This window comes from Bradyrhizobium huanghuaihaiense, from assembly GCF_025200885.1.
In the GTDB taxonomy this organism is placed as follows: Bacteria; Pseudomonadota; Alphaproteobacteria; order Rhizobiales; family Xanthobacteraceae; genus Bradyrhizobium; species Bradyrhizobium huanghuaihaiense.
The window spans coordinates 1,549,630-1,574,842 of record NZ_CP104172.1 but is presented as its reverse complement, the minus strand read 5'-3'; the positions used below and the strand labels follow the sequence as shown (position 1 = coordinate 1,574,842).

The following is a 25,213-nucleotide window of genomic DNA, read 5'->3' as shown; positions in this document are numbered from 1 at the left end:
TCGAATTCCGGCCTCTCCCCGCCCGCGGGGGGAGGCGAAGGAAGAACCAACTGGAGCCACGACGATGAATATCCAAGCGCCGGTTAAAGTGGACAGGGCCGAACGCATGCGCAGGGCGCGGGAAGAGGCCTATGCGACGCCGCTGGCGCAATTCCACCCCGGCGCGCCACGGCTGTTCCAGGACGACACGCTGTGGCCGTGGTTCGAGCGGCTGCGCAAGGAGGAGCCGGTGCATTACTGCACCAACGCGCCGATCGAGCCGTACTGGTCGGTGGTGAAATACAACGACATCATGCATGTTGACACCAACCACGGCATCTTCTCGTCGGACTCCACGCTCGGCGGCATCTCGATCCGCGACGTGCCGGAAGGCTACGACTATCCGAGCTTCATCGCGATGGACCAGCCCCGGCATTCGGCGCAGCGCAAGACGGTGTCGCCGATGTTCACGCCGACACACCTGGACGAGCTGGCAAAGCTGATCCGCCAGCGCTCGCAGACCGTGCTCGACAATCTGCCGCGCAACGAGACCTTCAATTTCGTCGAGCGCGTCTCGATCGAGCTGACCACGCAGATGCTGGCGACGCTGTTCGACTTCCCCTGGGAGGAGCGGCGCAAGCTGACGCGCTGGTCCGACGTCTCCACCGCGCTGCCCAAGAGCGGCATCGTCGCCTCCGCCGAGGAGCGCCGCCGCGAGATGGACGAGTGCTATGCCTACATGTCCAGGCTCTGGAACGAGCGCGTCAACTCGGCGCCGCGGAACGACCTGCTGTCGCTGATGGCGCATAACGACGCCACCCGCCACATGGACCCCGACAACCTCATGGGCAACATCATCCTGCTCATCGTCGGCGGCAACGACACCACGCGCAACACCATGACCGGCTCGGTGCTGGCGCTGAACGAGAACCCGGAGCAATACGAGATGCTGCGGAAGAATCCGGCGCTGATCGATTCCATGGTGCCGGAGGTGATCCGCTGGCAGACGCCGCTGGCGCATATGCGGCGCACCGCGCTGCAGGATACGGAGATCGGCGGCAAGCATATCAAGAAGGGCGACCGCGTCGTGATGTGGTACGTCTCCGGCAACCGCGACGAGGAGATGTTCGAGAGACCGAACGATTTCATCATCGACCGCCCGCGCCCGCGCACGCACCTCTCCTTCGGCTTCGGCATCCACCGCTGCGTCGGCATGCGCCTCGCCGAGCTGCAGCTGCGCATCGTCTGGGAGGAGATGCTGAAGCGGTTCGACCGGATCGAGGTGGTCGGCGAGCCCAAGCGGATCTATTCGAGCTTCATCAAGGGATATGAGTCGCTGCCGGTGCGGATTCCGGGGTAGGCGCCATCCTCCGTCATTGCGAGCGCAGCGAAGCAATCCAGACTGTCACCGCGGAGGGACTCTGGATTGCTTCGCTGCGCTCGCAATGACGAGTTCCGGGATGCAGATGCGCATCAAACCCGCAGCGCCCCCGCCCCAGCTATAAAATTTCGGCATGACAGCTCGCACCAGATGCGAAGGCCATACGGCGCGCGACTGTTCTACGACACGGCATCTAACTCAATTTGATGTCCCACACGCCTTCCTTGCGGCAGGCGGCGACCTCCTCGCGCAGGAGCGCCGTGATGGCGAGCGAGGCCGTCGAGGCCGGGCGGTCGATCGGAGAGGCGAAAATGAGCTCGCGCGTCATCGGCTTGGACACGGCGGTGATTTCCAGCCGCCCCTCCGCGACCTCGCCATGGACCGACGAGGGCGGCAAGAGCGCAAAGCCGAGCCCTTCCTCGACGAGGCTGGTCAGCACACGGAACGAATCCGCTTCCAGCTGGACGTCGAGCTTGATCTTGCGCTGGGCCGCGGCGTGCTCGATCAGCGCGCGGAGGCCGTGGGAATGACTGGGCAGCACCAGGCGCTGCCGCAGCAGCCAGCCGATATCGACGCTCTTCTTGCGCGCGAGGCCGCAGCCGCCCGGGCCGACCGCGACGATGTTGTCGCGGCCGAGGCTCTGCACGTTGAGATGCAGATCGGCGGAGCGGCCATAGAGGATGGCGAGGTCCATCTCGCCGCGATGCAGCCATTCGACCAGATGGCCGCTGTAGCTCTCGACGATGCGCAGCGAGATGCCGGGAAATTTTTCGACGCAGCGCCGCGCAAAGCGCGCCGACAGCACGCAGCTCACGGTCGGAACCAGGCCAAGCACGACCTGGCCGGACGGCGGGCCCTTGGCGGACTGGATGTCGTCGCGGATCTGGTCGATCTGCCTGACGATGCCGGAGGTGCGCGCAAGCAGAAGGCGCCCTGCTTCCGTCAGCACCATGCCGCGGCCGTTGCGCGTGAACAGCTCGGTGCGCAGCTCGTGTTCCAGCAGCTTGATCTGCCTGGAGAGCGCCGGCTGCGCCACGCGCAGCGTGTCGGAGGCCTTGGAGAGGCTGCCGAGCTCCGCCACGCAACTGAAGGTCCTGAGCTGTCGGAAATCCATGCTTGCCAATCCTGGAAGGCTACTCCATACGCTATAACAAATGAGCATAGGGGGCTGGCGTTGTTTTCACAACGCCTGAGGATTGGCCGGCGTTATCTTAACTGCCGCTACCAACGGGAAACGCCATGAGTGAACAACACCACACCGAAGATCACGCCGACATCCGCGAAGCCGTCGCAAAGCTGTGCGCGCAGTTTCCCGGCGAATACTGGCGCAAGCTCGATCGCGAGATGGCCTATCCGAAGGCCTTCGTCGATGCGCTGACGCAGGCGGGTTACCTCTCGGTGCTGATCCCGGAAGAGTATGGCGGCGCGGGGCTGAAGCTGTCCGCCGCCGCGGCGATCCTCGAGGAGATCCAGCGTGCCGGCTGCAACGGCGGCGGCTGCCACGCCCAGATGTACACGATGGGCACGGTGCTGCGGCACGGCAATGCCGAGCAGAAGGCAAAATACCTGCCGAAGATCGCGAGCGGCGAATTGCGCCTGCAGGCCTTCGGCGTCACCGAGCCGACCAGCGGCACCGACACCTCCTCGCTGAAGACCTTTGCGCGCAAGGAGGGCAACGACAGCTACATCGTCAACGGCCAGAAGATCTGGACCAGCCGCGCCGAGCATTCCGACCTGATGGTGCTCTTGGCGCGCACCACGCCGAAGGAGCAGGCCAAGAAGCGCACCGATGGTCTGTCGGTGTTCATCGTCGACATGCGCGAGGCCAAGAACAACGGCCTCGAGATCCGCCCGATCCGCACCATGATGAACCACGCCACCACCGAAGTGTTCTTTACCGACATGAAGGTGCCGGCGGAGAATCTGATCGGCGAGGAAGGCAAGGGTTTCCGCTACATCCTCTCCGGCATGAATGCCGAGCGTATCCTGATCGCGGCCGAATGCATCGGCGACGCCAAATGGTTCATCGCGAAGGCCACCAACTACGCCAAGGACCGCGCAGTGTTCGGCCGTCCGATCGGCCAAAATCAAGGCATCCAGTTCCCGATCGCCAAGGCCTACGCCTCGATGCGCGCGGCCGAGCTGATGGTGAAGGAGGCGACGCGCAAATACGAGGCCGGGCTCGACTGCGGCGCAGAGGCCAACATGGCCAAGATGCTGGCGGCGGATGCGTCCTGGGAAGCGGCGAACGCCTGCATCCAGACCCATGGCGGCTTCGGCTTTGCCGAGGAATACGACGTCGAGCGCAAATTCCGCGAGACGCGGCTCTACCAGGTGGCGCCGATCTCGACCAACCTCGTGCTGTCCTATGTCGCCGAGCATGTGCTCGGCATGCCGCGCTCGTACTGAGGCAACAATCATGGGCGCACTTGACGGGATCAGGGTGATTGCGGTCGAGCAGGCGGTGGCGGCGCCGTTCTGCTCCTCGCGACTGGCGGATGCCGGCGCGGAGGTGATCAAGATCGAGCGGCCCGAGGGCGATTTCGCCCGCGGCTATGACGCGGCGGCCAAGGGCCAGAGCAGCTACTTCGTCTGGCTCAACCGTGGCAAGCAATCGGCGGTGGTCGATCTCGCAACGAACGAAGGCTGCGCCGAGCTGGAGAAGCTGATCGCCAGCGCCGACGTGCTCATTCAAAACCTCAAGCCCGGTTCGATGGACAAGCTCGGCTTCTCACGCGAGCGGCTTTTAAAGGACTATCCAAAGCTGATCTCCTGCACGATCACCGGCTATGGCGACGAGGGCCCGTATGCGCATCGCAAGGCCTATGACCTGCTGATCCAGGCCGAGAGCGGGCTTGCCTCGATCACGGGCAATCCCGACGGCGCCTCGCGCGTCGGCATGTCGATCGTGGATGTTGCGACCGGCGCCACCGCGCACGCAGCGATCCTGGAGGCGCTGATCGGGCGTGGGCGCACCGGCAAAGGCGCCGACATCCGCATCTCCATGTTCGACGTGATGGCGGACTGGTGCACCGTGCCGCTGCTCAATGCGGAGGCCGGCAATCCGCCCAGGCGCATGGGCCTGCGCCATCCCTCGATCGCGCCCTATGGCGTGTTCACCTCGAAGGACGGCAAGGACATCCTGATCTCGATCCAGAGCGAGCGGGAGTGGAAGACGCTGTGCGCGAAGGTGCTGGATCAGCCCGATCTGCCCAGCGATCCCCGCGTCGCCAACATGGTCGAGCGCGTGCGCAACCGCGACTTCACCGACAAGACCGTCGCCGACATCTTCGGCAAGATGACGCGCGACGAGCTGCTCAAGCGGCTCTCGGACGCGGACATCGCCTTTGCCGAGGTCAACACCATGGCCGACCTCACCAACCATCCGCATCTGCGCCGGATCGAGGTCGACACGCCGAACGGCCGCGTCAGCTATCCCGCTCCGGCACCGATCATCGTCGGCGAGTCGCGCGCTTACGGCGCGGTGCCCGCGATCGGCGAAAAACCCAAGAAGTAACAGAGCGAGGCGTCATGACCGAGAAGCTCGACATTGATCATTTGCGGCAATGGATCGGCCGCAGCACGGAAGCCACCGACATCGTCACCGCGCAGCTCGTGATGGGCCTGCGCGCGACGCTGTTCCAGGAGGTCGGCGAGCCCAAGAAGGGCGATGCGGCGCCGTTCACGGTGCACTGGTGCCTGGCGCAGCCGGTGTTTCCGATGTCGATGCTCGGACCCGACGGGCACCCGACCCGCGGCGGCTTCCTGCCGCCGGTGCCGCTGCCGCGCCGGATGTGGGCCGGCGGCGAGATCGAATTTTTGCAGCCCTTGCGCGTCGGCGATGAATCGACGCGGACTTCGCGCATCGCCGACGTGCAGGTGAAGACGGGATCGACCGGCACGCTGTGCTTCGTCTCGGTCGAGCACAGCATCTCCTCCCCGCGCGGCACCGCCATCCGCGAGCGGCAGGACATCGTCTATCGCGAGATGACGAGCAGCGCGCCCGCTGGCGGCAAGGCGCCGCCTCCGCCGCCCAAGGCGCAGCACCGCGACACCCATGTCTCCGATCCCGTGCTGCTGTTTCGTTATTCCGCGCTGACCTTCAACGGCCACCGCATCCATTACGACCGCGACTATGTGACCAAGGTCGAGGGCTATCCGGGCCTGATCTTTCACGGCCCGTTGCAGGCGGCGCTGATCATCGAGATGGCCGCGAAGCTGCACGGCGGCAAGGCGCCGAAGAAGTTCACCTATCGCGGGCTTCAGCCGCTGTTCGAGGGCACGGAGTTCTCCGTCAACGCCAATGACAGCGGCGAGAGCATGGAGCTGTGGACCGCGAACGCGGAAGGGCAGCCGACGATGAAGGGCACGGCGGTGTGGTGAGCCACCGCTGTTTCCTCCTCGTCATTGCGAGCGCAGCGAAGCAATCCAGAATCCCTCCAGTGAGACAGTCTGGATTGCTTCGTCGCAAGGGCTCCTCGCAATGACGGGGTGAGGCTGCTACCTTTCATAAGCAACAAGGGACGGAAACCATGGCCAAGAACGGCAAGACCGGCAGCAAGTCCGTCACTGTCAAGCAGGCGACGCTCGACCTGCTGCGATCGTTCGGCATCGACCGTGTCTTCGGCAATCCCGGCTCGACCGAGCTGCCGTTCCTGAGCGACTGGCCCGACGACATCGACTACGTGCTGGCGCTGCAGGAGGCCAGCGCAGTCGGCATGGCCGATGGTTACGCGCAGGCGACGCGCAATGCCGGCTTCGTCAATCTGCATTCGGCCGCCGGCGTCGGCAACGCGCTCGGCAACATCTACACCGCACACCGTAACCAGACGCCGCTGGTGATCACCGCGGGCCAGCAGGCGCGCTCGATCCTCCCCTTGCAGGCGTTCCTCTATGCCGAGCGCGCGTCGGAGTTTCCGCGGCCTTACGTCAAATACAGCGTCGAGCCGGCGCGGGCCGAGGACGTGCCGGCTGCAATCGCACGCGCCTATTACACCGCGATGCAGCCGCCCTGCGGGCCGACCTTCGTGTCGATCCCGATCGACGACTGGGCGCATGCCTGTGCACCGGTTGAGGCGCGCAAGGTCAGCCGGGAGATCGGGCCCGAGCTTGACCCGATGAAGGCGCTGGTTGCCGCGCTCGGTTCGGCAAAGCACCCTGCCCTCGTCGTCGGCCCCGGCATCGACCGCGCCGGTGCGGTCGACCTGATGGTGCGCGTCGCCGAGAAGGCCAAGGCCAGCGTCTGGGTCAGCCCGTTCTCGGCGCGCTGCTCGTTTCCCGAACGGCATCCGCAGTTCGCGGGCTTCCTGCATGCTTCGCCCGCCCAACTCTCGGACGCGCTGCGCGAGCACGATCTCGTCGTCGTCATCGGCGCGCCGGTGTTCACTTTCCACGTCGAGGGCCACGCCGCGATCTTCGATGGCGGCGCGACGATCTTCCAGATCACGGATGATGCGGATGCGGCGGCCGTGACGCCGGTCGGCACCAGCATTGTCGCGACGATGAAGCCGGCACTCAGCATGCTGCTTGACCTCCTGCCGGAGAGCAAGCGCGCCACGCCAAAGGGCCGTACGCTGCCGCCGGCACCGAAGGCCGCCGACCCGCTGCCGGTCGAATTCCTGCTGCACTCGCTGTCTCAGGCGATGCCTGACGACGCATCGCTGGTCGAGGAAGTGCCCTCGCACCGGCCGGCGATGCAAAAATTCCTGCCGATGCGCGGCCAGGACAGTTTTTACACCATGGCGAGCGGCGGCCTCGGCTATAGCCTGCCCGCCGCCGTCGGCATGGCGCTGGGCAAGCCGAAGCAGCGCACCGTCTGCCTGATCGGCGACGGCTCGGCGATGTATTCGATCCAGGCGCTGTGGACCGCAGCGCAGCGCAAGCTGCCGCTGACCGTCGTCGTCATCAACAATTCCGGCTACGGCGCGATGCGCTCGTTCAGCCAGGTGATGCAGGTCAGGAACGTGCCGGGGCTGGAGCTGCCGGGCATCGACTTCGTGCGGCTCGCGGAGGGTATGGGGTGCCATGCCGTGCGGGTGAGCGAGGCGGCGGAGCTTGGCGAGGCGCTGAAGCGCGGCATGGCGTTCGCGGGCACGAGCCTGGTTGAGGTCGTCGTGGATTCGGCGGTGCCGGTGCTGTACGGGCAGAAGCATTGACGCCGTCGTCCCGGCGAAGGCCGGGACCCATACCCACAAGCAGGAGTTTGGCGAGGACTCGTAGTGGGCAGTCTCGCGCTACAACTCCTCCCTGGGGTTATGGGTCCCGGCCTTCGCCGGGACGACATCGAGTTTGCCGCACCACCACCCGCAACTACGACGCCAAAAATCCCCCGTCCGCCGCGAGCACGTGGCCGACCACGTAGGACGACGCGTCCGACGACAGCCATACCACCGCCTCGGCAACTTCCTCCGGGCTGCCCATTCGGCGCAGCGGCAGGCCGGCGCTCACCGTCGCGACATCGCCGACGCCGGCGCGCAGCATCATGTCGGTGACGACGCGGCCGGGCGCAATCGCATTGATGCGGATGCCGCGCGGGGCGTTCTCCATCGCCGCCGAGCGCGTCAGCGAGATCGCGGCGGCCTTCGAGGCCGAATAGAGCGAGAAGCCGGGATTGGGATTGCGCAGGCCGCTGACGGAGGCGTTGACGACGATGCTGCCGCGCCTCTGCGCCAGCATCGCCGGCAATTGATGGCGCAGACAGAGAAACAGCGCGCGGACATTGGTGTCGAACACGCTGTCGTAGATGTCGGTGCCCTGCTCTTCCAGCGGCGCACGGCGCTCCTGGAAGCCGGCATTGTTGAAGGCGACGTCGAGCCGGCCGCAACGCTCAACGGCGGTACCGACGAGACGCGCAACCTCATCCTCGCGCGTGATGTCGGTCTTGAGCGCGATCGCTTCCACGCCATGCTCGCGGCACGAAGCGGCGGCCGCCTCGATCTCGGCTTCGCGCCGTCCGGCAATGACGATCGCTTCCGCCCCTTCAGCCGCCATCCTCAGGGCCGTGGCGCGGCCGATGCCGCTGCCGCCGCCGGTGACCAGGCAGACCTTGCCCTTCATCCGCATCCCGGTTGGCAAAGTTCCGGTCATGGTCCCACTCCAAAACGCTTGCATGCGCCACGTTGCGCATATAGTTGTATGATACAACTATATGCGGAGAGTCAAGAGATGGCCGAGCTTGCGCTGATCGACGACATCCGCGCCGCCTCGCGGCTGATGGTGCGCGAGCTCGGCTTCATGGATGCGACGGTGGCGGCGTCGGACTATCCGCCCTCGGCGGTGCACACAATCCTGGAGATCGGCATCCGCGGCCCGATGACGTCGGGCGAGCTCGGCGACTTCCTGCGGCTGGAGAAATCCAGCGTCAGCCGCCTGGTGCGCAAGCTGATCGATTGCGGTGAGCTCAGGGAGACGCCGGACGAGCTTGATGCGCGCAGCAAGCTGCTGTCGCTGACGGCGAAGGGCCGGCGCACACTCGAGGCGCTGCACGCGTTCGGCCGGCAGCAGGTACGCGGCGCGCTGGCGGCGCTGACGGAGGCCGAGCAGCGCACGGTGCGCGAGGGGATGATGCTCTATGCGCGGGCGCTCAGGCAGAGCCGGGTGGAGGAGGAGGTCGTGGCGTGAGGCTGCCGTAGCCCGGATGGAGCGTAGCGCAATCCGGGGCCTTTCACGTCGCGGAGGGACTGTCCCGGATTTCGCTACGCTCCATCCGGGCTACGCCATCGTCGTCCTGGCGAAAGCCAGGACCCATTACCCCAGGGAGGAGTTTGGCGAAGACTTGTCGTTCGGTACTGCTACGCGGCAAGATCGATGGACCTCGCGGTATGGGTCCCGGCCTTCGCCGGGACGACACCGATTATTTGGCGCGAGCGTGGCTCGAAATACTTAGCCCGGAATCTCGAGATCCCGGGTTCGGTCCTGCGGACCGCCCCGGGATGACCTCAAGGTCACTTCCCGAACTCCTCCCGCATCTTGGCCTGGATCTTGGCCATGCCGCCGATCCAGCGGTCGTAATTCTCCGTCTTCTTGCGCATGTAGCCGAGCACCTGGGGATGCGGCAGGATCAAAAACGTCTCCTGCTCGAGGCCGGCGAGCACGTCTTTTGCGACCTGCTCGGGCGTGAGGTCGCCGTCGCCGGATTGCGGGCCCTTCGGGATCGAGCGCAGCATGTTGGTGTCGACGCCCTGCGGACAGAGAATCGAGACCTTGATATTGTCAGCCTTGTGCGAGATCGCGAGGTTCTCGGCAAAGCCGACCGCCGCGTGCTTGGTCGTCGAATAAGCGGGGCTGCCGACCTGCGACAACAGGCCCGCGGCCGAGATGGTGTTGAGGAAATAGCCGCGGCCACGCGCCTTCATCCGGGGGATCAGATGCCTGGCCGCGTAGACGTGCGCCATGACGTGGATCGCCCAGCTCCGCTGCCACGGCTCATCGGAGGCGCCGCCGGCATTGACCGACATCGGATCGAAGCCGCCGCCGATGCCGGCATTGGAGCAGAACAATTCGATCGGGCCGAACTGCCGCTCGGTCTCCTCGATGACGTGGGCGATGTCCTTTTCCTGCGCGACATCGCATTTGAACGCGGCGCCATCGACCATGGCGGCGACGGCCCTTGCATTGGCGGCGTCCATGTCCGCGACGACGACCTTGGCGGCGCCCGCCTTGTGAAAGGCCTCGCACAGCGCCTTGCCGATGCCGTTGGCGCCGCCCGTGACGACCACGACCTTGCCGGTCACCTGCATGCGACGTCTCCTCTTGTCTTGTATTGTCTTTTTGTCTTGTACCGCTTTATACCGCGCCGCTTATTCCGCGTCGCGGGTCCTGCTCAGCTCAACACGAGGTCGAGCACTGCGGTATAATGGCATGCCGCGCCGGCCAAGACAAAGCCGTGCCAGATCGCATTCTGGAAGCGCAACCGCCGCCAGGCATGGAAGATCACGCCAAAGCTGTAGAGCAGCCCGCCGGCAAGGATGAAGCCCAGCACCAGCGCGGGCAGCGCCTTGACCACGGGGCCGTAGAGCATGACGCCGCTCCAGCCCATCGCGAGATAGATGCCGACCGAGACGCGGTCGAACCGGCCCGGGAAGAACAGCTTCAGCACGATGCCGAGAATGGCGACGCACCAAACGCCGGCGAGCAGCACCAGCGCGAACACGCTGTCCTTCACTTCCAGGATGAACGGCGTGTAGGTCGCCGCGATCAGCAGATAGATCGCCGAATGGTCGAAGCGCCGCAGCAGCCATTTCGCCGGTGACACCGGCCAGAGATTGTAGGTCGCCGACAGCACCAGCATCGACAGCAGGCCGGCGACATAGATCGAGACGCCGACGATGTCCGTCGCGTCGGAATAGACCGTCGTCAGCACCACCAGCACGGTCGCGGCGATGAGGCCGGAGAGCACGCCGATCGCGTGGACGACGCCATCTGCGATCAGCTCGGCGCGGTCGTAATCCCAGCCGATCACGTCGGCGGCGGCGTGGACGGAGGAAGACGCAAACTGTTTCAGCTGGAAGACGGTCATGGCAATCCGCAAGGCTAGGGCAATGCCCTCTTCTATGGGTGTTTCGGGACCGGCGCGTCGTTCAAACGGCTGATTTGCCGACAAAGGCGGTGGAAGTATGAAAGCTTGATTTTCCTCAACCAGTTGCCACTTTTGTGATTAGTCCGTTTTGCGTACCCCTCGCCCGAGCCCCCTCACGTTCATATGGCATTCAGTTTCCAGGATATGGTCGAGGAGGCGCGGCTGTCGGCCCGGGCGCTGATCGACTATGGCGAGCATTTCTTCAACCCGACCGTGCGGCTTGGTGTCACCGGCCTGTCGCGCGCCGGTAAGACCGTATTCATCACCGCGCTGATCCATGGGCTGACGCGTGGCGGCCGGTTTCCGGTGTTCGAGGCCTATGCCTCGGGCCGGATCGCGCGGGCGCATCTGGCGCCGCAGCCTGATGATGCCGTGCCGCGGTTTGCCTATGAGAACCATCTTCGCGCGCTGGTCGAGGAACGGCGCTGGCCGAACTCCACCGTCGACATCAGCGAGCTCCGCCTCGTCATCGACTACCAGCGCCCGAACGGCGCCGACCGCACGCTGACGCTCGACATCGTCGATTATCCCGGCGAATGGCTGCTCGACCTGCCGCTGCTGCAGAAGAGCTACGAGCAATGGTCGGCGGAGAGCCTGGCGCTGTCGCGCGAGGCGCCGCGCGCGCATCTTGCGAGCGAATGGCACGCGCATCTCGCGACGCTCAAACCCGAGGCGCGCGAGGACGAGCAGGCGACGCTCACGGCCGCAAAACTCTTCACGGATTATCTGCGCGCCTGCCGCGACGAGCGCTTTGCAATGAGCCTGCTGCCGCCCGGCCGTTTCCTGATGCCGGGCAATCTTGCAGGCTCGCCGGCGCTGACCTTTGCGCCGCTCGACGTGCCCGCAGGCGGACAGGCGCCCGAGGGTTCGCTGTGGGCGATGATGGTGCGGCGCTTCGAGGCCTACAAGGACGTCGTGGTGCGACCGTTCTTCAGGGATCATTTCGCGAGGCTCGATCGCCAAATCGTGCTGGCCGACGCGCTCGCCGCGTTCAACTCCGGCCCCGAGGCGCTGCACGATCTCGAAGCGGCACTGGCCGGCATTCTCGACTGCTTCAACATCGGCCGCAGCACGATCCTCTCCAGCCTGTTCCGGCCGCGCATTGACCGCATCCTGTTCGCGGCGACCAAGGCGGATCATCTGCATCATTCCAGCCACGACCGGCTCGAGGCCGTGCTCCGCCGCGCCGTCTCGCGTGCCGTTGCGCGTGCGGAAGATACCGGCGCGGCGATCGATGTCGTGGCGCTCGCCGCCGTCCGCGCCACAAGAGAAGCTCAAGTCGCGCATGGCCGCGACAAATTGCCGTCGATCCTGGGAACGCCCGCCGCGGGCGAGAGCGCCGGCGGCGAATTCTTCGACGGCAACACGGAGGTTGCGACCTTTCCGGGCGATTTGCCGCTGGATCCCGAGCCGCTGTTCAATGGCAGGAACGCGTTCCAAGGGTTGTCGACACATGCCGCCGAAAAGAGCGATTTCCGCTTCCTGCGCTTCCGCCCGCCCAAGCTCGAACGCGAGGGTGCTGACGAGCCTACGCTGCCACATATCCGCCTCGACCGTGCCTTGCAGTTCCTGATCGGAGACAAGCTCGCATGAACGACCGATCGAAGCCACGGCGGCCGGCGACGTTCCGGCTCGACGATCCCGGCGTCGTCGTCACCGAAGCCGACGAGACCAGCCGGCTCGGTCGCGCGACCATCCAGATCACGCCGGAGCCCGATCCAATGACGCTGCCGGTGCCGGTGCAAGCCGCTCTGCCGGCACGGCGCGGCTTTCCCTGGGGCACGCTGTTCTGGTCGGGGCTCGCGGGATTGACGCTGCTCGGCACCGGGCTTGGCGTCGTGCACCTGATCGAGGACCTGTTTGCGCGCAGCGAAACGCTCGGCATCATTGGCGTTTCCTTCGCCTTCGTCACCGCGCTTGCACTCGCAGTGGTGATCGGACGCGAGGCGTTTGGCCTGGCGCGCCTTGCGACCATCGAGAAGCTGCATCAGCGCGCAGCCGCGGTCCTTGCCAGCGACGACCGCAAGGAGAGCCGCGTCATCGTGCAGGACCTGCTCAAGATCGCGCACCAGAACCCGCAGCTCGCCCGCGCCCGCGCCACGCTGGAGAGCCACACCGGCGAGATCATCGACGGCGCCGACATGATCCGCCTCGCCGAGCGCGAATTGATGTCACCGCTGGATATCGAGGCGCGGCGGCTGGTGTCGTCAGCGGCGCAAAAGGTCTCGATCGTCACCGCGGTCTCGCCCCGCGCCGCGATCGACGTGCTGTTCGTGTTCGTCGCCGCGCTGCGGCTGATCCGCCAGCTTGCCTATCTCTATGGCGGACGTCCCGGCGCACTCGGCATGATCCGCCTGCTCCGCCACGTCATCGCCCATCTCGCGATCACCGGCGGCATGGCCGCCAGCGACAGCCTGGTGCAGCAGATGCTCGGCCACGGCATCGCAGCGAAGCTGTCGCAGCGGCTGGGCGAAGGCGTGCTGAACGGGCTGCTGACGGCGCGACTGGGCCTCGCCGCGATCGACGTGACGCGGCCGCTGCCGTTCGCGGCGCTGCCGCCGCCGAAGCTGTCGGATCTGGCGACGGATCTGCTGCGGAAGAAGGAGGATGAGGAGTAGTTGGCTCTTGCTTACCCTCCCCTGGAGGGGGAGGGTCGCTACGCATGAAGCGCAGCGCAATGCGCAGCGGGGTGGGGTGACAGTCTCTCCGTCCTGCACACTGCCCGCGGGGAGAGATCACCCCACCCCGCTCGCGCTGCGCGCGATCGACCCTCCCCCTCCAGGGGAGGGTAAGAGAAGGCGCTCTATCCGCGCTCCCGCTTTTCAAATTCCCCTGCCAGCACCCGCCACTGAAACAGCGGCGAATCCTTTGGCGGCGAGAGCTCCGGGGTCCAGCCGGAGAGCTTTTCGATCACATAGGTATCCGTCACAACGCCGCGCCAGCGGCGCTCGACTTCGCCGAGCGGCTCGCGTTTCGCCGGGATATTCTCCCACTGCGCCGAACGGTTGTCCGGCACACGGCCGACATAGACGCCCGCATGTCCCCTGATCTTGTCCATGCCGGGATCGCGGAAATCCTGGAAACGGCCGCGCTCGTTGATCTCGATGACGGGCACGCGGCCCCGGAACAGCCAGCGCATCATGGCGTAAGTGCGGTAGTCCGTGGTCGCGATCCAGGTCGCGCCTGTTTCGTCGAGGGCAGCCTGGGCGCGCGCCGCGACCTGCTCGTAGCCCGCTTCGGCGCCGATCGGATCGATCTTGCCGAGCAGATTCCAGGGGGCCGCGACGTAATAGAGGAACACGATGACGACGAAGACGATGCCCGAGACGATCGCCGTCTTCACCCAGAACAGGCTCGACCGGATCATCCGCGCCGACCATTTTTCACCCGGCAGCATGACGAGGTTCACCGCCGCAGCCGCAAAGCCCACCGGCCACATGAACATCGGCCAGGTGTCGCCGACCCGCAGCGTCAGCGATTTCACCAGGAAATAGAGAAACGGCACCAGCACTGCGGTCGACAGCAGGATCGCAACCGGCTCGCGCGTGCGATAGCCGCGCCATGCGGTCAGTACGAGGCCTGTCAGCACCACCGGCAGCATGACGAAGCCGACGAGGCCGAATTGCAGGCCGATGTAGTCGCCGACCGTGCGCAGCGAGATGCCGTAATTGGTGGTGGCGCGCACGCCCTGGAAGCGGATCGAAGCCCAGTCGTGCTGCACGTTCCAGATCAGCACCGGCGAGAACACCGCGAGCGCGACCAGCACCGCGAGATAGGGATAAGGGCTGCGCAACCAGCGCCAGCGCCAGTCCGGCACCAGCAGAAAAGCGGCAACCGCGGGCGCGAATAGGATCACGGTGAACTTCGACAGCATCGCGAGGCCAGCGAACAGTCCGGCCGCGAGCCACCAGCGGCCGTCGCCGCTCTGCGCCAGCCGCACCAGGGACCATATCATCGCCACCGCGAACGGGATCATGGCGACATCAGGCGCGACCTTGGCCATCAGGAGGCCGTAATAGAGCGCGGCCTCCGGCATCAGCACGGCGAATACGACCGCGCGAATGTCGTGCGTGAGGCGGCGGACGATGTCGGCGAGCAGCAGCTGCGTCACCAGCATCGCGACGATGCCGCCGAAGCGGACGCCGAGCGTGGTGTCGCCGAAGATCGCGGTTCCGAAACGGATCAGCCAGGCGATGCCGGGGGGATGATCGAGGAAGCTGAGCGCGGCCTCCTTCGACCAGGTCCAGTAATAGGCCTCGTCCGTGCGCAGCTCGATTGCGGAGGCATAGACGATACGAAGCAGCGTCATCGCCGCGATGATCGCCGCGGCCATGACGAGGGGCCGGCGCGCGGCGCCACGGGGGAACACGGTGATATCAGGGGATGTCGTCACGGCCGCGCTTTTCGCCAACCTGGGAGGGGGAGTCAATGTCGGCAGTCCAGACATAGGTGTCGTCCCGGGCAAGCAAAGCGCAGACCCGGGACCCATAACCACAGGGAGGGGTTATGGCACGAGCTGGTAACCACGAGTCCTCGCCAAACCCGACCCCGTGGCTATGGGTCCCGGATCGGCGCGCGCTTAGGGCGCGCTTGTCCGGGACGACGGCGGAGTGTGAGGCGCCTTCCCGGGCATGTGATCCCCGAACCTGTCCACCCCCGGAATTAAACGCTACGCTGGCTGTTCTCCTTGATGAACTGATACAACCGAATCATGGCCACCGCTCCCGTCCACATGCCCGAACTCGTCCGCGCCACCAGCGTGCGGCAGGTGCGGCTGGTCTGCGGCATCATCCTGTTCGCTTATGTGGTCAGCCATTTCCTCAACCATGCGCTCGGCAACATCTCGGTCGATGCCATGGAGGCCGGGGTCTATTACCACGTCCTGTTCTGGCAGTTCCTGCCCGTGACGATCGTGTTCTACGCGGCCGCGTTGATCCACGCCGGGCTCGGTGTGTTCGCGCTGTACCAGCGCCGCGAGTTTCGCTGGAAGACGGTCGAGCCGCTTCAGCTCGCGCTGGGCCTGAGCATCCCCCTGCTCGTCATGGCGCATGTGATCGGGATACGGCTCGGCCTGACGCTCTACGGGCACGAGAAGCTTTACCCGCAGGAGCTCTATCTGTTCTTCGTCCTGGCGCCCGCCCGGCTCTGGCAGATGACGATTTTGCTCGTGGTCGCCTGGGTGCACGGCTGCGTCGGCATATACTTCTGGCTGCGGATGAAGACCTTCTTCACGCGCGCCGCGCCCTATCTGCTCGCAGCCGCCGTACTGATCCCGACGCTGGCGCTGCTCGGCATCTACCAGGGCGGGCGCAGCGTTGCCGCCGACAGCGACGACGCGGACTGGCGCAAGACGAATTATACGAGGCAACAGGTCGGCACGGTCGCGGAAAACAAAGTGCTCGACCGCATCAGCGGCGGCCTCGTCATGGGCTATTTCGGCCTGCTCGGCGTGGTGCTGCTCGCAAGAGGCGCGCGGGCCTGGCGTGAGCGGCGCGGCGGCATGATCGCGCTGTCCTATGGCAACGGCAAGACGGTGCGCGTGCCAAAGGGCCTCTCCGTGCTGGAAGCGAGCCTGCGCCACAACGTCCCGCATGCCAGCGTCTGCGGCGGCCGCGCCCGCTGCTCGACCTGCCGCATCCGCGTCATCGGCGACCATGGTGCCCTGCCCCAGCCGTCGCAGCGCGAGGCCTTCGTGCTGGCCCGTGTCGGCACCGCCGATCCCTCGATCCGGCTTGCGTGCCAGCTGCGTCCGGAATGCGACCTCTCCTTCTTCCAGCTCTTCACGCCGCATACGCAGGCGGCGGACGGGCAGGCCACGACGCCGGCGCGCATCGGCCAGGAGCGCTATCTCGTCAGCCTATTCGTGGACATGCGCGGCTCGACGCAGCTCGCCGAGAAGCGGCTGCCGTTCGACACCGTCTTCATCGTCAACCGTTTCCTCGGCGCGGTCTCGCAGGCCGTGATCGCGAATGGCGGCCAGCCCAACCAGTTCGTCGGCGACGGCATGCTGGCGCTGTTCGGGCTGTCGGCGGATCCGCAAGAGGCCTGCCGCCAGGCGCTGAAGGCCGCCAGCAGCCTCGCTGCAAACATCGACGAGTTGAATCAGCTCCTCAGCCACGATCTGCGCGAGCCGATCCGCTTCGGCATCGGCATTCACGGCGGCGAGGTCATCATCGGCGACATCGGCTACCGCGATCACATCGTCTTCACCGCCCTCGGCGACGCCGTCAATGTCGCCGCACGCCTGCAGGACATGACCAAGACCCTCGCCTGCGAGGCGATCGTCTCGGAGGAAGTGCGCCGCACCGCCGGCCTTGCCGACGACGCCCTGCCGCAGCAGGAGGTCGCGATCCGCGGCCGCGACGAGCCGATGGCGGTGCGCGTGGTCGCGGATGCGAGGGAGCTCGCGATGCTGGTCGATCGGGGCGCGCTGGTGGCGGCGTAGAGCGCAAACCACGCGCGAGGTGCGCTCCCTCTCCCGCTTGCGGGAGAGGGTTGGGGAGAGGGTGTCTCCACAACGGGACAATCCCCTAGAGGAAAGAACCCTCACCCGGCGCGCGGGACGATGCTTCGCATCGCCCGGGACGCGCCGACCTCTCCCGCAAGCGGGAGAGGTGCACCGCCTTCGCCGCTAGCTCAGGTCGTCAACCTCATTACATGCGTAACACCGGCTTGCTGCAACGCAGCGGCATGGGCTTGCTGCGAAAGCACGAATTGACTTCGTCCGAGTCGTTGCGACAGATGAGCGCGGGATCGCGGTGATGACCGCTGTCCAACGATAAGCTCCGGGAGGAGACCACATGTTCGATCGACGCGACCTGCTCAGAGGAGCGGGGCTTGCCGCCATGGCGGCCACACTGAATTCCACCAAGGCGCTGGCCCTGGACACCGTCACCCTGCCCTTCGTCAATGGCGAACGGCCGTTGGTGAAATATCCGCAGAAGCGGCCGATGATCGGCCTCACCAGCCGGCCGCCGCAGCTCGAGACGCCATTTGCGGTGTTCAACGACGGGCCGCTGACGCCGAACAACGCCTTCTTCGTGCGCTACCACCTCTCCGACCTGCCCTACAATCTCGACCCCGACAAGTTCACGCTGGAGGTCAAGGGCAAGGTCGACAAACCGCTGAGACTTTCGCTGAAAGACATCAGGAAGATGAAGGCGACCGAGATCGTCGCCGTCAACCAGTGCTCCGGCAACAGCCGCGGCTTCTTCGAGCCGCGCGTCGCCGGCGGCCAGCTCGCCAATGGCGCGATGGGCTGCGCACGCTGGCGCGGCGTGCCGCTCAAGGCCGTGCTGGAGATGGCGGGCGTGCAGGCCGGCGCCAAGCAGGTGACGTTCAACGGCATGGACGGCCCAGTCAGCGACAAGACGCCCGACTTCATCAAGGCGCTCGATCTCGATCACGCCACCGACGGCGAGGTGATGCTGGCCTATGGCATGAACGGCGAGGACCTGCCGTTCCTCAACGGCTTTCCGCTGCGCCTGGTCGTGCCCGGCTATTACGGCACCTACTGGGTCAAACACCTCAACGAGATCACCGTCATCGACAACGTCTATGACGGCTTCTGGATGAAGTCGGCCTATCGCATTCCCGATACGCCGAACAATGCGATCGAGCCCGGCACCGCGCCGAAGGCGACGATCCCGATCAACCGCTTCACCATCCGCTCCTTCATCACGAGCGTGCCTGATGGCGCCAAGCTGAAGGCGGGGACTGTGACCCTGCGCGGCATCGCCTTCGACGGCGGCAAGGGCATCAAGGATGTTCAGGTCTCCACCGACGGCGGCAAGACCTGGGCGAGCGCGAAGCTCGGCAAGGACCTCGGCAAATACGCCTTCCGCGAATGGAAGCTGCCGGTGAAGCTCGCGGCCGGCGCCGTCGAGCTCAAGGTCCGCGCCACCGGCAATGGCGGCGAGATCCAGCCGGATACGCCGCGCTGGAACCCGGCGGGTTATTTGCGCAACGTCGTCGAAACCGTCCGCGTCAGCGTGGCCTGAGAGGGAGAATGATCATGCAGCGCACCGTTCTCCTCGCCGCCTCGCTCGCCCTCGCCGCCGCGGTGGGTTCGGCGCTTGCAGCGCCGGTCAACTACAAGACCCCCGACGAGGTCGCCGCGTTCAAGCCCGGGCCCAATCTCGAGGTGGTGCAGGGCAATTGCACCGCCTGCCACTCGTCCGACTACATCAACACCCAGCCGCCGATGAAGGACAAGAAGGGCTTCTGGCAGGCCGAGGTGACCAAGATGATCAAGGTCTATGGCGCACCGATCGACGATGCCGATGTCGGCAAGATCGTCGATTATCTGACCGCGACTTATTGACGGACGCCACGCGGCGCGCGGGCCGATTGACCGCGAAACGGGCAAAACCGGCAAAAACGCCGCGAAGTTGAGCGGAATTCGGCGAAAGGCGGATGTGGTTTGAGCTACCAAGCCCGCCACATTCCGCGTATCCTGTTAGGACCGAACCGGCCGGTTGGCGGGGACTGGCGGTTCGAGATCTCGGAGGAAGACCCGCGGAGAAGTCGTGATGGCTAAAGGTACGGTCAAGTGGTTCAACCCGACGAAGGGTTATGGATTTATCCAGCCTGCGTCGGGAGGCAAGGATGTGTTCGTGCATATCTCGGCAGTGCAGAAGGCCGGTCTGTCGACCCTGAACGAGGGACAGACGGTTGAATACGAAGAGATCGCAAACCGGGGCAAGACCTCCGCAGAGAACCTCAAAGTATAAGCCCGCCAGCGTTTCGCTGCCTCCCGGACCGCTTCCGGGAGCGAGGCCAAAAAAATTTAGAAGACGGCCAGTGCATTCGACGACAGGCGTTGCGACTGCACACGGAGGGCTATTTTCCCGCGAAGACCGCTCATTCAACGCCACGGCAATGACAATCGCGACGACACTTCGCTAACCCACCGGCAACGGTGCGTCGCGCTTGATCTCCTCCATCACCGCGTAGGTCCGCGTCTCGCGCACGCCCGGCATCGACAGCAGGGTCTCGCCGAGGAAGCGTCGATAGGCGGTCATGTCAGCAAGCCGCGCCTTCACAAGATAGTCGAAGCCGCCGGCAACCATGTGACACTCCAGCACTTCAGGCGCGAGCTTCACCGCGCGCGCAAAGCGCTCGAAATTGTCGGGCGTGGTCTTGTCGAGCAGCACCTCGACGAACACGAGCAAGCCGAGACCGAGCCGGTGCGGATTGAGCCGCGCGCCGTAGCCCTCGACAAAGCCCTCACGCTGCAGGCGCTTCAGCCGCTCGCCGATCGAGGTCGGCGACAGGCCGATGCGTTCGGCGAGCTCGACATTGGCGATGCGTCCATCTTCCTGCAAAATCGAGAGGATCTTCCGGTCGATTCGATCCAGTTCCATATTTTATCTTGTAAATGTTATATCTGGCTTCATTTTCTAAGGCAAAATCGCTAATTTGTCTATCGAACTACGGTAACGCGGGCCTTATCCTGGATTTGAGCCACAGGACACGCCATGCCGAACATTCCGCCGCCCTTCACCGCCCCCTACGCCCCCGACGATGCCGAGATCGCCGCACGGCTGCTGCCGGCCGCGCATCTGGCCCCGCCACAGGAGGCGCGGATCGACCGCACCGCGACGCGGCTGATCGAGGCGATCCGCAAGCGGGACGACCGCCTCGGCGGAGTCGAGGACATGCTGCGGGAGTTCGCGCTCTCGACCAAGGAGGGCCTCGCGCTGATGGTGCTGGCCGAGGCGCTGCTGCGCGTGCCTGATGCACGCACCGCCGACCAGTTCATCGAGGACAAGCTCGGCGAGGGCGACTTCATCCATCACGAGACCAAGTCCACGGCGTTCCTTGTCAACGCCTCGGCCTGGGCGCTTGGCCTGTCGGCGCGGGTGATCCAGCCCGGCGAGACACCCGACGGCACCATCGGCCGGCTGGTGAAGCGGCTCGGCGCGCCGGCGGTGCGCACCGCCACGCGCCAGGCGATGCGGCTGATGGGTAATCATTTCGTGCTGGGCGAGACCATCGAGCAGGCGCTGGAGCGGGGCAAGCCGCGTTCCGGACAGAAACCGCGCTATTCCTTCGACATGCTCGGCGAAGGCGCGCGCACGGCGGCTGACGCCAAGCGCTATTTCGACGCCTATGCCAGCGCGATCGAGACCATCGGCAAGGCGGCAGGCCCCCATCCCCTGCCCGACCGGCCCGGCATCTCGGTCAAACTCTCGGCGCTGCATCCTCGCTTCGAGGCGATCAGCCGCGACCGTGTGATGCGCGAATTGGTGCCGCTGCTGCTGGACCTCGCGCAGCGCGCCAAGGCGCATGATCTGAACTTCACCGTCGATGCCGAGGAGGCCGACCGGCTGGAGCTGTCGCTCGACGTGATCGCGGCGACGCTCGCTGATCCCTCGCTCAAGGGCTGGGACGGCTTTGGCCTCGCCATCCAGGCCTATCAGAAGCGCGCCAGCGCGGTGATCGACTATGTCGATGCGCTCGCCCGCGCGCATGACCGCAAGCTGATGGTACGGCTGGTCAAGGGCGCCTATTGGGACACCGAGATCAAGCGCGCGCAGGAGCGCGGGCTCGGCGGCTATCCCGTGTTCACGCGCAAGGCGATGACGGATCTGAATTACGTCGCCTGCGCGACGAAGCTTTTGGCCTTGCGGCCGCGCATCTTCCCGCAATTCGCCACCCACAACGCGCTGACGGTCGCGACCGTGCTGGAGATGGCCGGCGGCAGCGGCGGCTTCGAATTCCAGCGCCTGCACGGCATGGGCGAAGCGCTCTACGAGCAGCTCGCCAAGGATCACCCCGATATCGCCTACCGCACCTATGCGCCGGTCGGCAGCCATCGCGATCTGCTGGCCTATCTGGTGCGGCGGCTGCTGGAGAACGGCGCGAACTCATCCTTCGTGGCGCAGGCCGCCGACTATCGCGTACCCATGTCGGCGCTGCTGCAGCGTCCGGCGGATGCCATCGTCCGGCCGCAAGCGGCGGCGCATCCCAGGATTCCGTTGCCGGGCGACCTGTTCGCGCCGGAGCGGCGCAATTCGCGCGGCGTCGAGTTCGGCGCGCGCGCCGCGCTCGAGCAATTGCTGACGGAGGTCAAGGCTGGGGCGATCGATCTCAAACCGATCGCTGACGCAGCGCCGGAGCAGGCCAATGCAGCGGTCGCAGCAAGCCGCGCCGGTTTTGCCGCCTGGAGCCGGACGCCTGCGGGCACACGTGCGGCGGCCCTGGAGCAGGCCGCGCATCTCCTGGAGAGCCGCAGCGCGCATTTCATCGCACTGCTGCAAGCCGAGGGTGGCAAGACCCTCGACGACGCGCTGTCGGAGCTGCGCGAAGCCGCCGACTTCTGCCGCTACTACGCCGCGCAGGGTCGCAAGCTGTTCGGCGTTGATGCCGCTATGCCGGGCCCGACCGGCGAGAGCAATGCGCTTGGCCTGCGCGGCCGCGGCGTGTTCGTCGCGATCTCGCCCTGGAATTTTCCGCTGGCCATTTTCCTCGGTCAGGTCACGGCCGCGCTGATGGCCGGCAACAGCGTCGTGGCAAAACCCGCCGAGCAGACGCCGCGCATCGCGCGCGAGGCGGTCGCCCTGCTGCACGAGGCCGGCATTCCCAGGAGCGCGCTGCATCTCGTCACCGGGGACGGCCGCATCGGCGCGCTGCTCACCGCGCACCAGGATATCGCCGGCGTCGTCTTCACCGGCTCGACCGAGGTCGCGCGCAGCATCAACCGGACGCTCGCGGGCAAGGACGGGCCGATCGTGCCGCTGATCGCGGAGACAGGCGGCATCAACGCCATGATTGCCGATGCGACCGCGCTGCCCGAGCAGGTCGCCGACGATGTCGTGACCTCAGCCTTCCGCTCCGCCGGCCAGCGCTGCTCGGCGCTGCGGCTGCTGTTCGTGCAGGAGGACGTCGCAGACCGCATGATCGAGATGATCGCGGGCGCGGCGCGCGAACTGAAGATCGGCGATCCCGCAGATGTCGCAACCCACGTCGGTCCGGTGATCGACATTGAGGCCAAGCAGCGGCTCGATGCGCATATCGCGCGGATGAAGCGAGAGGCGCGGCTGCATTTTGCCGGCACCGCGCCGGAGGGCTGCTTCGTCGCCCCGCACATCTTCGAGCTCAGGGATGCCGGTCAGCTCACCGAGGAGGTGTTCGGCCCGATCCTGCACGTGGTGCGTTATCGCGCCGAGAACCTCGGCCACGTGCTGCAGTCGATCGAGCGCACCGGCTACGGGCTGACGCTCGGCGTCCACTCCCGCATCGACGACACCATCGAAGCCATCATCGACCGTGTGCAGGTCGGCAACATCTACGTCAACCGCAACATGATCGGCGCCGTCGTCGGCGTGCAGCCGTTCGGCGGCAACGGCCTGTCCGGAACCGGCCCCAAGGCCGGCGGCCCGCATTACCTCGCACGCTTTGCGACCGAGCAGACCGTGACAATCAACACCGCGGCAGCGGGCGGCAATGCGGCGCTGCTGGCGGGGGAGGAGTGAGGGGCGCTCCTGGAGGCGCCTTCACAGCACGCGCAATATCAGTTCCGTCATCCTGAGGTGCGAGTGGCGCGATGCAAGGCATCGCGCCGGGAGCCTCGAAGGATGGACGGCCCGGATACAGCCGGGCCCTCGCTCTTCGAGGCTCGTCCTGCGGTACACCGCAGGACGAGCACCTCAGGGTGACGGGAGATGGTTTTAGATCCCTGGCTGACGTGCTGGATGTCGCGCAACGAGCCCTGCGCCCGGCGCCGTTGCATCCCGGCGAAACATCGGTCTAATGCTGCCAGACTTGGCCCGCGCCAATTCCAGCGCGCGGGAAACAACAAGAACGAGGGAGCAACGCCGCGATGGAAAAAGGCATTTTTGCGGGGCTGAAGGTTCTGGACTGCGCGAGCTTCATCGCAGCGCCCGCGGCCGCGACCGTGCTGTCCGATTTCGGCGCCGACGTCATCAAGATCGAGCCGCCCGGCGCTGGCGACCCCTACCGCAATCTGCCCAACCTGCCCGGCTATCCCACGGGCGAGCACAATTTCGCTTGGCTGCTGGAGGCGCGCAACAAGAAGAGCATCGCGCTCGACCTCGCAAAGCCGGAGGCGCAGGCGGTGCTCTACAAGCTGGTGGAGGAGGCCGACGTCTTCATCACCAACATGCCGCCGCCGGTGCGTACCAAGCTCGGCATCACCTATGACCATCTCGCCCATCTCAACGACCGGCTGATCTACGCCTCCTTCACCGGCTATGGCGAGAAGGGCGAGGAAGCCAACAAGCCCGGCTTCGACAGCAACGCCTATTGGGCGCGCTCCGGCCTGATGGACCTCGTCCGCGCCGACATCGACACCACGCCGGCGCGCTCGGTCGCCGGCATGGGCGACCACCCCTGCGCCATGGCGTTCTACGGCGCCATCGTCACGGCGCTGTATCAGCGCGAGAAGACCGGCAAGGGCTCGCATGTCGCCTCCAATCTGATGGCGAACGGGCTGTGGGCGGCGAGCGTGCTGGCGCAGGCAAAGCTCTGCGGCGCAAAGTTCGGCGAGCGGCGCCCGCGCGAGCGCGCGCTGAACGCGGTCGCCAACCATTACCAGTGCAAGGACGGCCGCTGGCTGATCCTGTCGCTGCTGAACGAGGAGAAGCAGTTTCCGACGCTGGCCAAATGCCTCGGACGCGAAGACCTGATCAATGATCCCCGTTTCGCCACCAAGGCCGACCGTCACGCTCGCTCGGTCGAGCTGATCAAGATATTGGACGAGACCTTCGCCACCAGGGATCTCTCCGAATGGCGAAAAATCCTCGACGGCAATGGCCTCGTGTTCGGCGTCGTCGCCATTCTGGACGACATCCCGAACGACAAGCAGATGCTCGACAACGAGGTGCTGGTGCCATTCGAGAACGACACCATGCTCACCATCTCCAGCCCGATCTGGATCGACGGCGCCAAGAAGGTCCAGCCGCGCAAGCCGCCTGCCGTCGGCGAGCACAGTGACGAGATTTTGCGCGCGGCGGGATACGACGAGGCGACGATCAAGCAGCTGCGCGGCTCGGGGGCGGTGGGGTAAGGCGGTCGCCTTAAAACTCCGCTGTCGTCCCGGGGCGCGCAAAGCGCGAGCCCGGGACCCATAACCACAGGGAACGGTTATCGCGCGGACTGATCACTCCGAGTCTTCGCCAAACGCCTTCCTGTGGTTATGAGTCCCGGATCTGCGCTCCGCTTCGCTGCGCTTGTCCGGGACGACGATGGCGAGGCGGACCGCGCAACAAAGCCCCGTCATTGCGAGCGCAGCGAAGCAATCCAGAATCCCA

Annotated in this window: 20 protein-coding genes; 14 read left to right on the top strand and 6 right to left on the bottom strand. The window is 65.8% G+C overall.

The genetic code is table 11. The features are described 5' to 3' along the window. Positions 1-64 precede the first annotated feature (64 nt). Positions 65-1,339, top strand: coding sequence for a cytochrome P450 (locus tag N2603_RS07440; protein WP_260388244.1), 1,275 nt, complete (start codon positions 65-67; stop codon positions 1,337-1,339). A 214-nt stretch (positions 1,340-1,553) separates the two neighbouring features. Here N2603_RS07440 and N2603_RS07435 read toward each other — a convergent pair whose 3' ends face one another. Further along, the gene (locus tag N2603_RS07435; RefSeq protein WP_260388243.1) at positions 1,554-2,474 is read right to left on the bottom strand and encodes a LysR substrate-binding domain-containing protein; all 921 of its coding nucleotides are present in this window, start codon (positions 2,472-2,474) and stop codon (positions 1,554-1,556) included. A gap of 125 nt (positions 2,475-2,599) precedes the next feature. Between N2603_RS07435 and N2603_RS07430 the strand changes: the two genes are divergently transcribed. From N2603_RS07430 to mdlC, 4 genes are all read left to right on the top strand, one after another. Next, entirely contained in the window at positions 2,600-3,769 is a 1,170-nt protein-coding gene (locus tag N2603_RS07430) for an acyl-CoA dehydrogenase family protein (protein ID WP_260388242.1), read from the top strand. A gap of 10 nt (positions 3,770-3,779) precedes the next feature. Continuing rightward, positions 3,780-4,877, top strand: a complete 1,098-nt coding sequence (locus N2603_RS07425; RefSeq protein WP_260388241.1) for a CaiB/BaiF CoA transferase family protein — start codon at positions 3,780-3,782, stop codon at positions 4,875-4,877. Between the two features lie 14 nt (positions 4,878-4,891). Beyond that, complete coding sequence (locus N2603_RS07420; protein ID WP_260388240.1) at positions 4,892-5,743, top strand: HTD2 family dehydratase; 852 nt, start codon at positions 4,892-4,894, stop codon at positions 5,741-5,743. Between the two features lie 149 nt (positions 5,744-5,892). Further along, positions 5,893-7,515 (top strand): benzoylformate decarboxylase, encoded by a 1,623-nt coding sequence (gene mdlC, locus N2603_RS07415; RefSeq protein ID WP_260388239.1) that lies wholly within the window; start codon positions 5,893-5,895, stop codon positions 7,513-7,515. A gap of 154 nt (positions 7,516-7,669) precedes the next feature. On the opposite strand, the gene N2603_RS07410 is transcribed toward mdlC, so the two are convergent. Further along, complete coding sequence (locus tag N2603_RS07410; protein ID WP_260388238.1) at positions 7,670-8,446, bottom strand: SDR family NAD(P)-dependent oxidoreductase; 777 nt, start codon at positions 8,444-8,446, stop codon at positions 7,670-7,672. 78 nt (positions 8,447-8,524) lie between these two features. Here N2603_RS07410 and N2603_RS07405 point away from each other — a divergent pair, with 78 nt between their 5' ends. Then, positions 8,525-8,980 carry a MarR family winged helix-turn-helix transcriptional regulator gene (locus N2603_RS07405; protein ID WP_260388237.1) on the top strand — a complete coding sequence of 152 codons (456 nt, stop codon included), beginning with the start codon at positions 8,525-8,527 and terminating at the stop codon, positions 8,978-8,980. Positions 8,981-9,303: 323 nt separating this feature from the next. Here the strand turns inward: N2603_RS07405 and N2603_RS07400 are convergent, their stop codons facing one another. Continuing rightward, the gene (locus tag N2603_RS07400) at positions 9,304-10,098 is read right to left on the bottom strand and encodes an SDR family oxidoreductase (protein ID WP_018643708.1); all 795 of its coding nucleotides are present in this window, start codon (positions 10,096-10,098) and stop codon (positions 9,304-9,306) included. Positions 10,099-10,181: 83 nt separating this feature from the next. Continuing rightward, entirely contained in the window at positions 10,182-10,877 is a 696-nt protein-coding gene (trhA, locus tag N2603_RS07395; protein WP_018643709.1) for a PAQR family membrane homeostasis protein TrhA, read from the bottom strand. A 183-nt stretch (positions 10,878-11,060) separates the two neighbouring features. On the opposite strand from trhA, the gene N2603_RS07390 reads away from it, so the two are divergent. Both N2603_RS07390 and N2603_RS07385 read left to right on the top strand, forming a co-directional pair. Next, entirely contained in the window at positions 11,061-12,530 is a 1,470-nt protein-coding gene (locus tag N2603_RS07390) for a YcjX family GTP-binding protein (protein WP_260388236.1), read from the top strand. After that, positions 12,527-13,555, top strand: a complete 1,029-nt coding sequence (locus N2603_RS07385; protein ID WP_260388235.1) for a YcjF family protein — start codon at positions 12,527-12,529, stop codon at positions 13,553-13,555. Before N2603_RS07390 ends, N2603_RS07385 begins: the two co-directional genes overlap by 4 nt. A gap of 185 nt (positions 13,556-13,740) precedes the next feature. On the opposite strand, the gene N2603_RS07380 is transcribed toward N2603_RS07385, so the two are convergent. Beyond that, on the bottom strand, positions 13,741-15,270 hold the full coding sequence (locus N2603_RS07380) for a glycosyltransferase family 39 protein (RefSeq protein WP_260424161.1): 1,530 nt from the start codon (positions 15,268-15,270) through the stop codon (positions 13,741-13,743). Positions 15,271-15,648: 378 nt separating this feature from the next. Here N2603_RS07380 and N2603_RS07375 point away from each other — a divergent pair, with 378 nt between their 5' ends. The 4 genes from N2603_RS07375 to N2603_RS07360 all read left to right on the top strand — a co-directional run bounded on the left by N2603_RS07375 (position 15,649) and on the right by N2603_RS07360 (position 19,669). Next, positions 15,649-17,382, top strand: a complete 1,734-nt coding sequence (locus N2603_RS07375; RefSeq protein WP_260388234.1) for an adenylate/guanylate cyclase domain-containing protein — start codon at positions 15,649-15,651, stop codon at positions 17,380-17,382. Between the two features lie 355 nt (positions 17,383-17,737). After that, positions 17,738-18,937, top strand: coding sequence for a SorA family sulfite dehydrogenase catalytic subunit (gene sorA, locus N2603_RS07370; RefSeq protein WP_260388233.1), 1,200 nt, complete (start codon positions 17,738-17,740; stop codon positions 18,935-18,937). 14 nt (positions 18,938-18,951) lie between these two features. After that, positions 18,952-19,260: a SorB family sulfite dehydrogenase c-type cytochrome subunit gene (gene sorB, locus N2603_RS07365; RefSeq protein WP_260388232.1), complete on the top strand. Its 309-nt coding sequence runs from the start codon at positions 18,952-18,954 to the stop codon at positions 19,258-19,260. A 208-nt stretch (positions 19,261-19,468) separates the two neighbouring features. Continuing rightward, positions 19,469-19,669: a cold-shock protein gene (locus tag N2603_RS07360; protein WP_008563500.1), complete on the top strand. Its 201-nt coding sequence runs from the start codon at positions 19,469-19,471 to the stop codon at positions 19,667-19,669. 171 nt (positions 19,670-19,840) lie between these two features. Here N2603_RS07360 and N2603_RS07355 read toward each other — a convergent pair whose 3' ends face one another. Further along, positions 19,841-20,302 (bottom strand): Lrp/AsnC ligand binding domain-containing protein, encoded by a 462-nt coding sequence (locus N2603_RS07355; protein ID WP_018643717.1) that lies wholly within the window; start codon positions 20,300-20,302, stop codon positions 19,841-19,843. Between the two features lie 114 nt (positions 20,303-20,416). Between N2603_RS07355 and putA the strand changes: the two genes are divergently transcribed. Then, complete coding sequence (gene putA, locus N2603_RS07350) at positions 20,417-23,416, top strand: bifunctional proline dehydrogenase/L-glutamate gamma-semialdehyde dehydrogenase PutA (RefSeq protein ID WP_260388231.1); 3,000 nt, start codon at positions 20,417-20,419, stop codon at positions 23,414-23,416. Between the two features lie 347 nt (positions 23,417-23,763). Continuing rightward, positions 23,764-24,969 carry a CaiB/BaiF CoA transferase family protein gene (locus N2603_RS07345; protein WP_018643719.1) on the top strand — a complete coding sequence of 402 codons (1,206 nt, stop codon included), beginning with the start codon at positions 23,764-23,766 and terminating at the stop codon, positions 24,967-24,969. Positions 24,970-25,213: the final 244 nt, after the last annotated feature.

Excerpts from the sequence above, each read along its gene's own strand:
- N2603_RS07440 (WP_260388244.1), top strand. The coding sequence starts at position 65 with ATGAATATCCAAGCGCCGGTTAAAGTGGACAGGGCCGAACGCATGCGC.
- N2603_RS07435 (WP_260388243.1), bottom strand. The coding sequence starts at position 2,474 with ATGGATTTCCGACAGCTCAGGACCTTCAGTTGCGTGGCGGAGCTCGGC.
- N2603_RS07430 (WP_260388242.1), top strand. The coding sequence starts at position 2,600 with ATGAGTGAACAACACCACACCGAAGATCACGCCGACATCCGCGAAGCC.
- N2603_RS07425 (WP_260388241.1), top strand. The coding sequence starts at position 3,780 with ATGGGCGCACTTGACGGGATCAGGGTGATTGCGGTCGAGCAGGCGGTG.
- N2603_RS07420 (WP_260388240.1), top strand. The coding sequence starts at position 4,892 with ATGACCGAGAAGCTCGACATTGATCATTTGCGGCAATGGATCGGCCGC.
- mdlC (WP_260388239.1), top strand. The coding sequence starts at position 5,893 with ATGGCCAAGAACGGCAAGACCGGCAGCAAGTCCGTCACTGTCAAGCAG.
- N2603_RS07410 (WP_260388238.1), bottom strand. The coding sequence starts at position 8,446 with ATGACCGGAACTTTGCCAACCGGGATGCGGATGAAGGGCAAGGTCTGC.
- N2603_RS07405 (WP_260388237.1), top strand. The coding sequence starts at position 8,525 with ATGGCCGAGCTTGCGCTGATCGACGACATCCGCGCCGCCTCGCGGCTG.
- N2603_RS07400 (WP_018643708.1), bottom strand. The coding sequence starts at position 10,098 with ATGCAGGTGACCGGCAAGGTCGTGGTCGTCACGGGCGGCGCCAACGGC.
- trhA (WP_018643709.1), bottom strand. The coding sequence starts at position 10,877 with ATGACCGTCTTCCAGCTGAAACAGTTTGCGTCTTCCTCCGTCCACGCC.
- N2603_RS07390 (WP_260388236.1), top strand. The coding sequence starts at position 11,061 with ATGGCATTCAGTTTCCAGGATATGGTCGAGGAGGCGCGGCTGTCGGCC.
- N2603_RS07385 (WP_260388235.1), top strand. The coding sequence starts at position 12,527 with ATGAACGACCGATCGAAGCCACGGCGGCCGGCGACGTTCCGGCTCGAC.
- N2603_RS07380 (WP_260424161.1), bottom strand. The coding sequence starts at position 15,270 with ATGGCCGCGGCGATCATCGCGGCGATGACGCTGCTTCGTATCGTCTAT.
- N2603_RS07375 (WP_260388234.1), top strand. The coding sequence starts at position 15,649 with ATGGCCACCGCTCCCGTCCACATGCCCGAACTCGTCCGCGCCACCAGC.
- sorA (WP_260388233.1), top strand. The coding sequence starts at position 17,738 with ATGTTCGATCGACGCGACCTGCTCAGAGGAGCGGGGCTTGCCGCCATG.
- sorB (WP_260388232.1), top strand. The coding sequence starts at position 18,952 with ATGCAGCGCACCGTTCTCCTCGCCGCCTCGCTCGCCCTCGCCGCCGCG.
- N2603_RS07360 (WP_008563500.1), top strand. The coding sequence starts at position 19,469 with ATGGCTAAAGGTACGGTCAAGTGGTTCAACCCGACGAAGGGTTATGGA.
- N2603_RS07355 (WP_018643717.1), bottom strand. The coding sequence starts at position 20,302 with ATGGAACTGGATCGAATCGACCGGAAGATCCTCTCGATTTTGCAGGAA.
- putA (WP_260388231.1), top strand. The coding sequence starts at position 20,417 with ATGCCGAACATTCCGCCGCCCTTCACCGCCCCCTACGCCCCCGACGAT.
- N2603_RS07345 (WP_018643719.1), top strand. The coding sequence starts at position 23,764 with ATGGAAAAAGGCATTTTTGCGGGGCTGAAGGTTCTGGACTGCGCGAGC.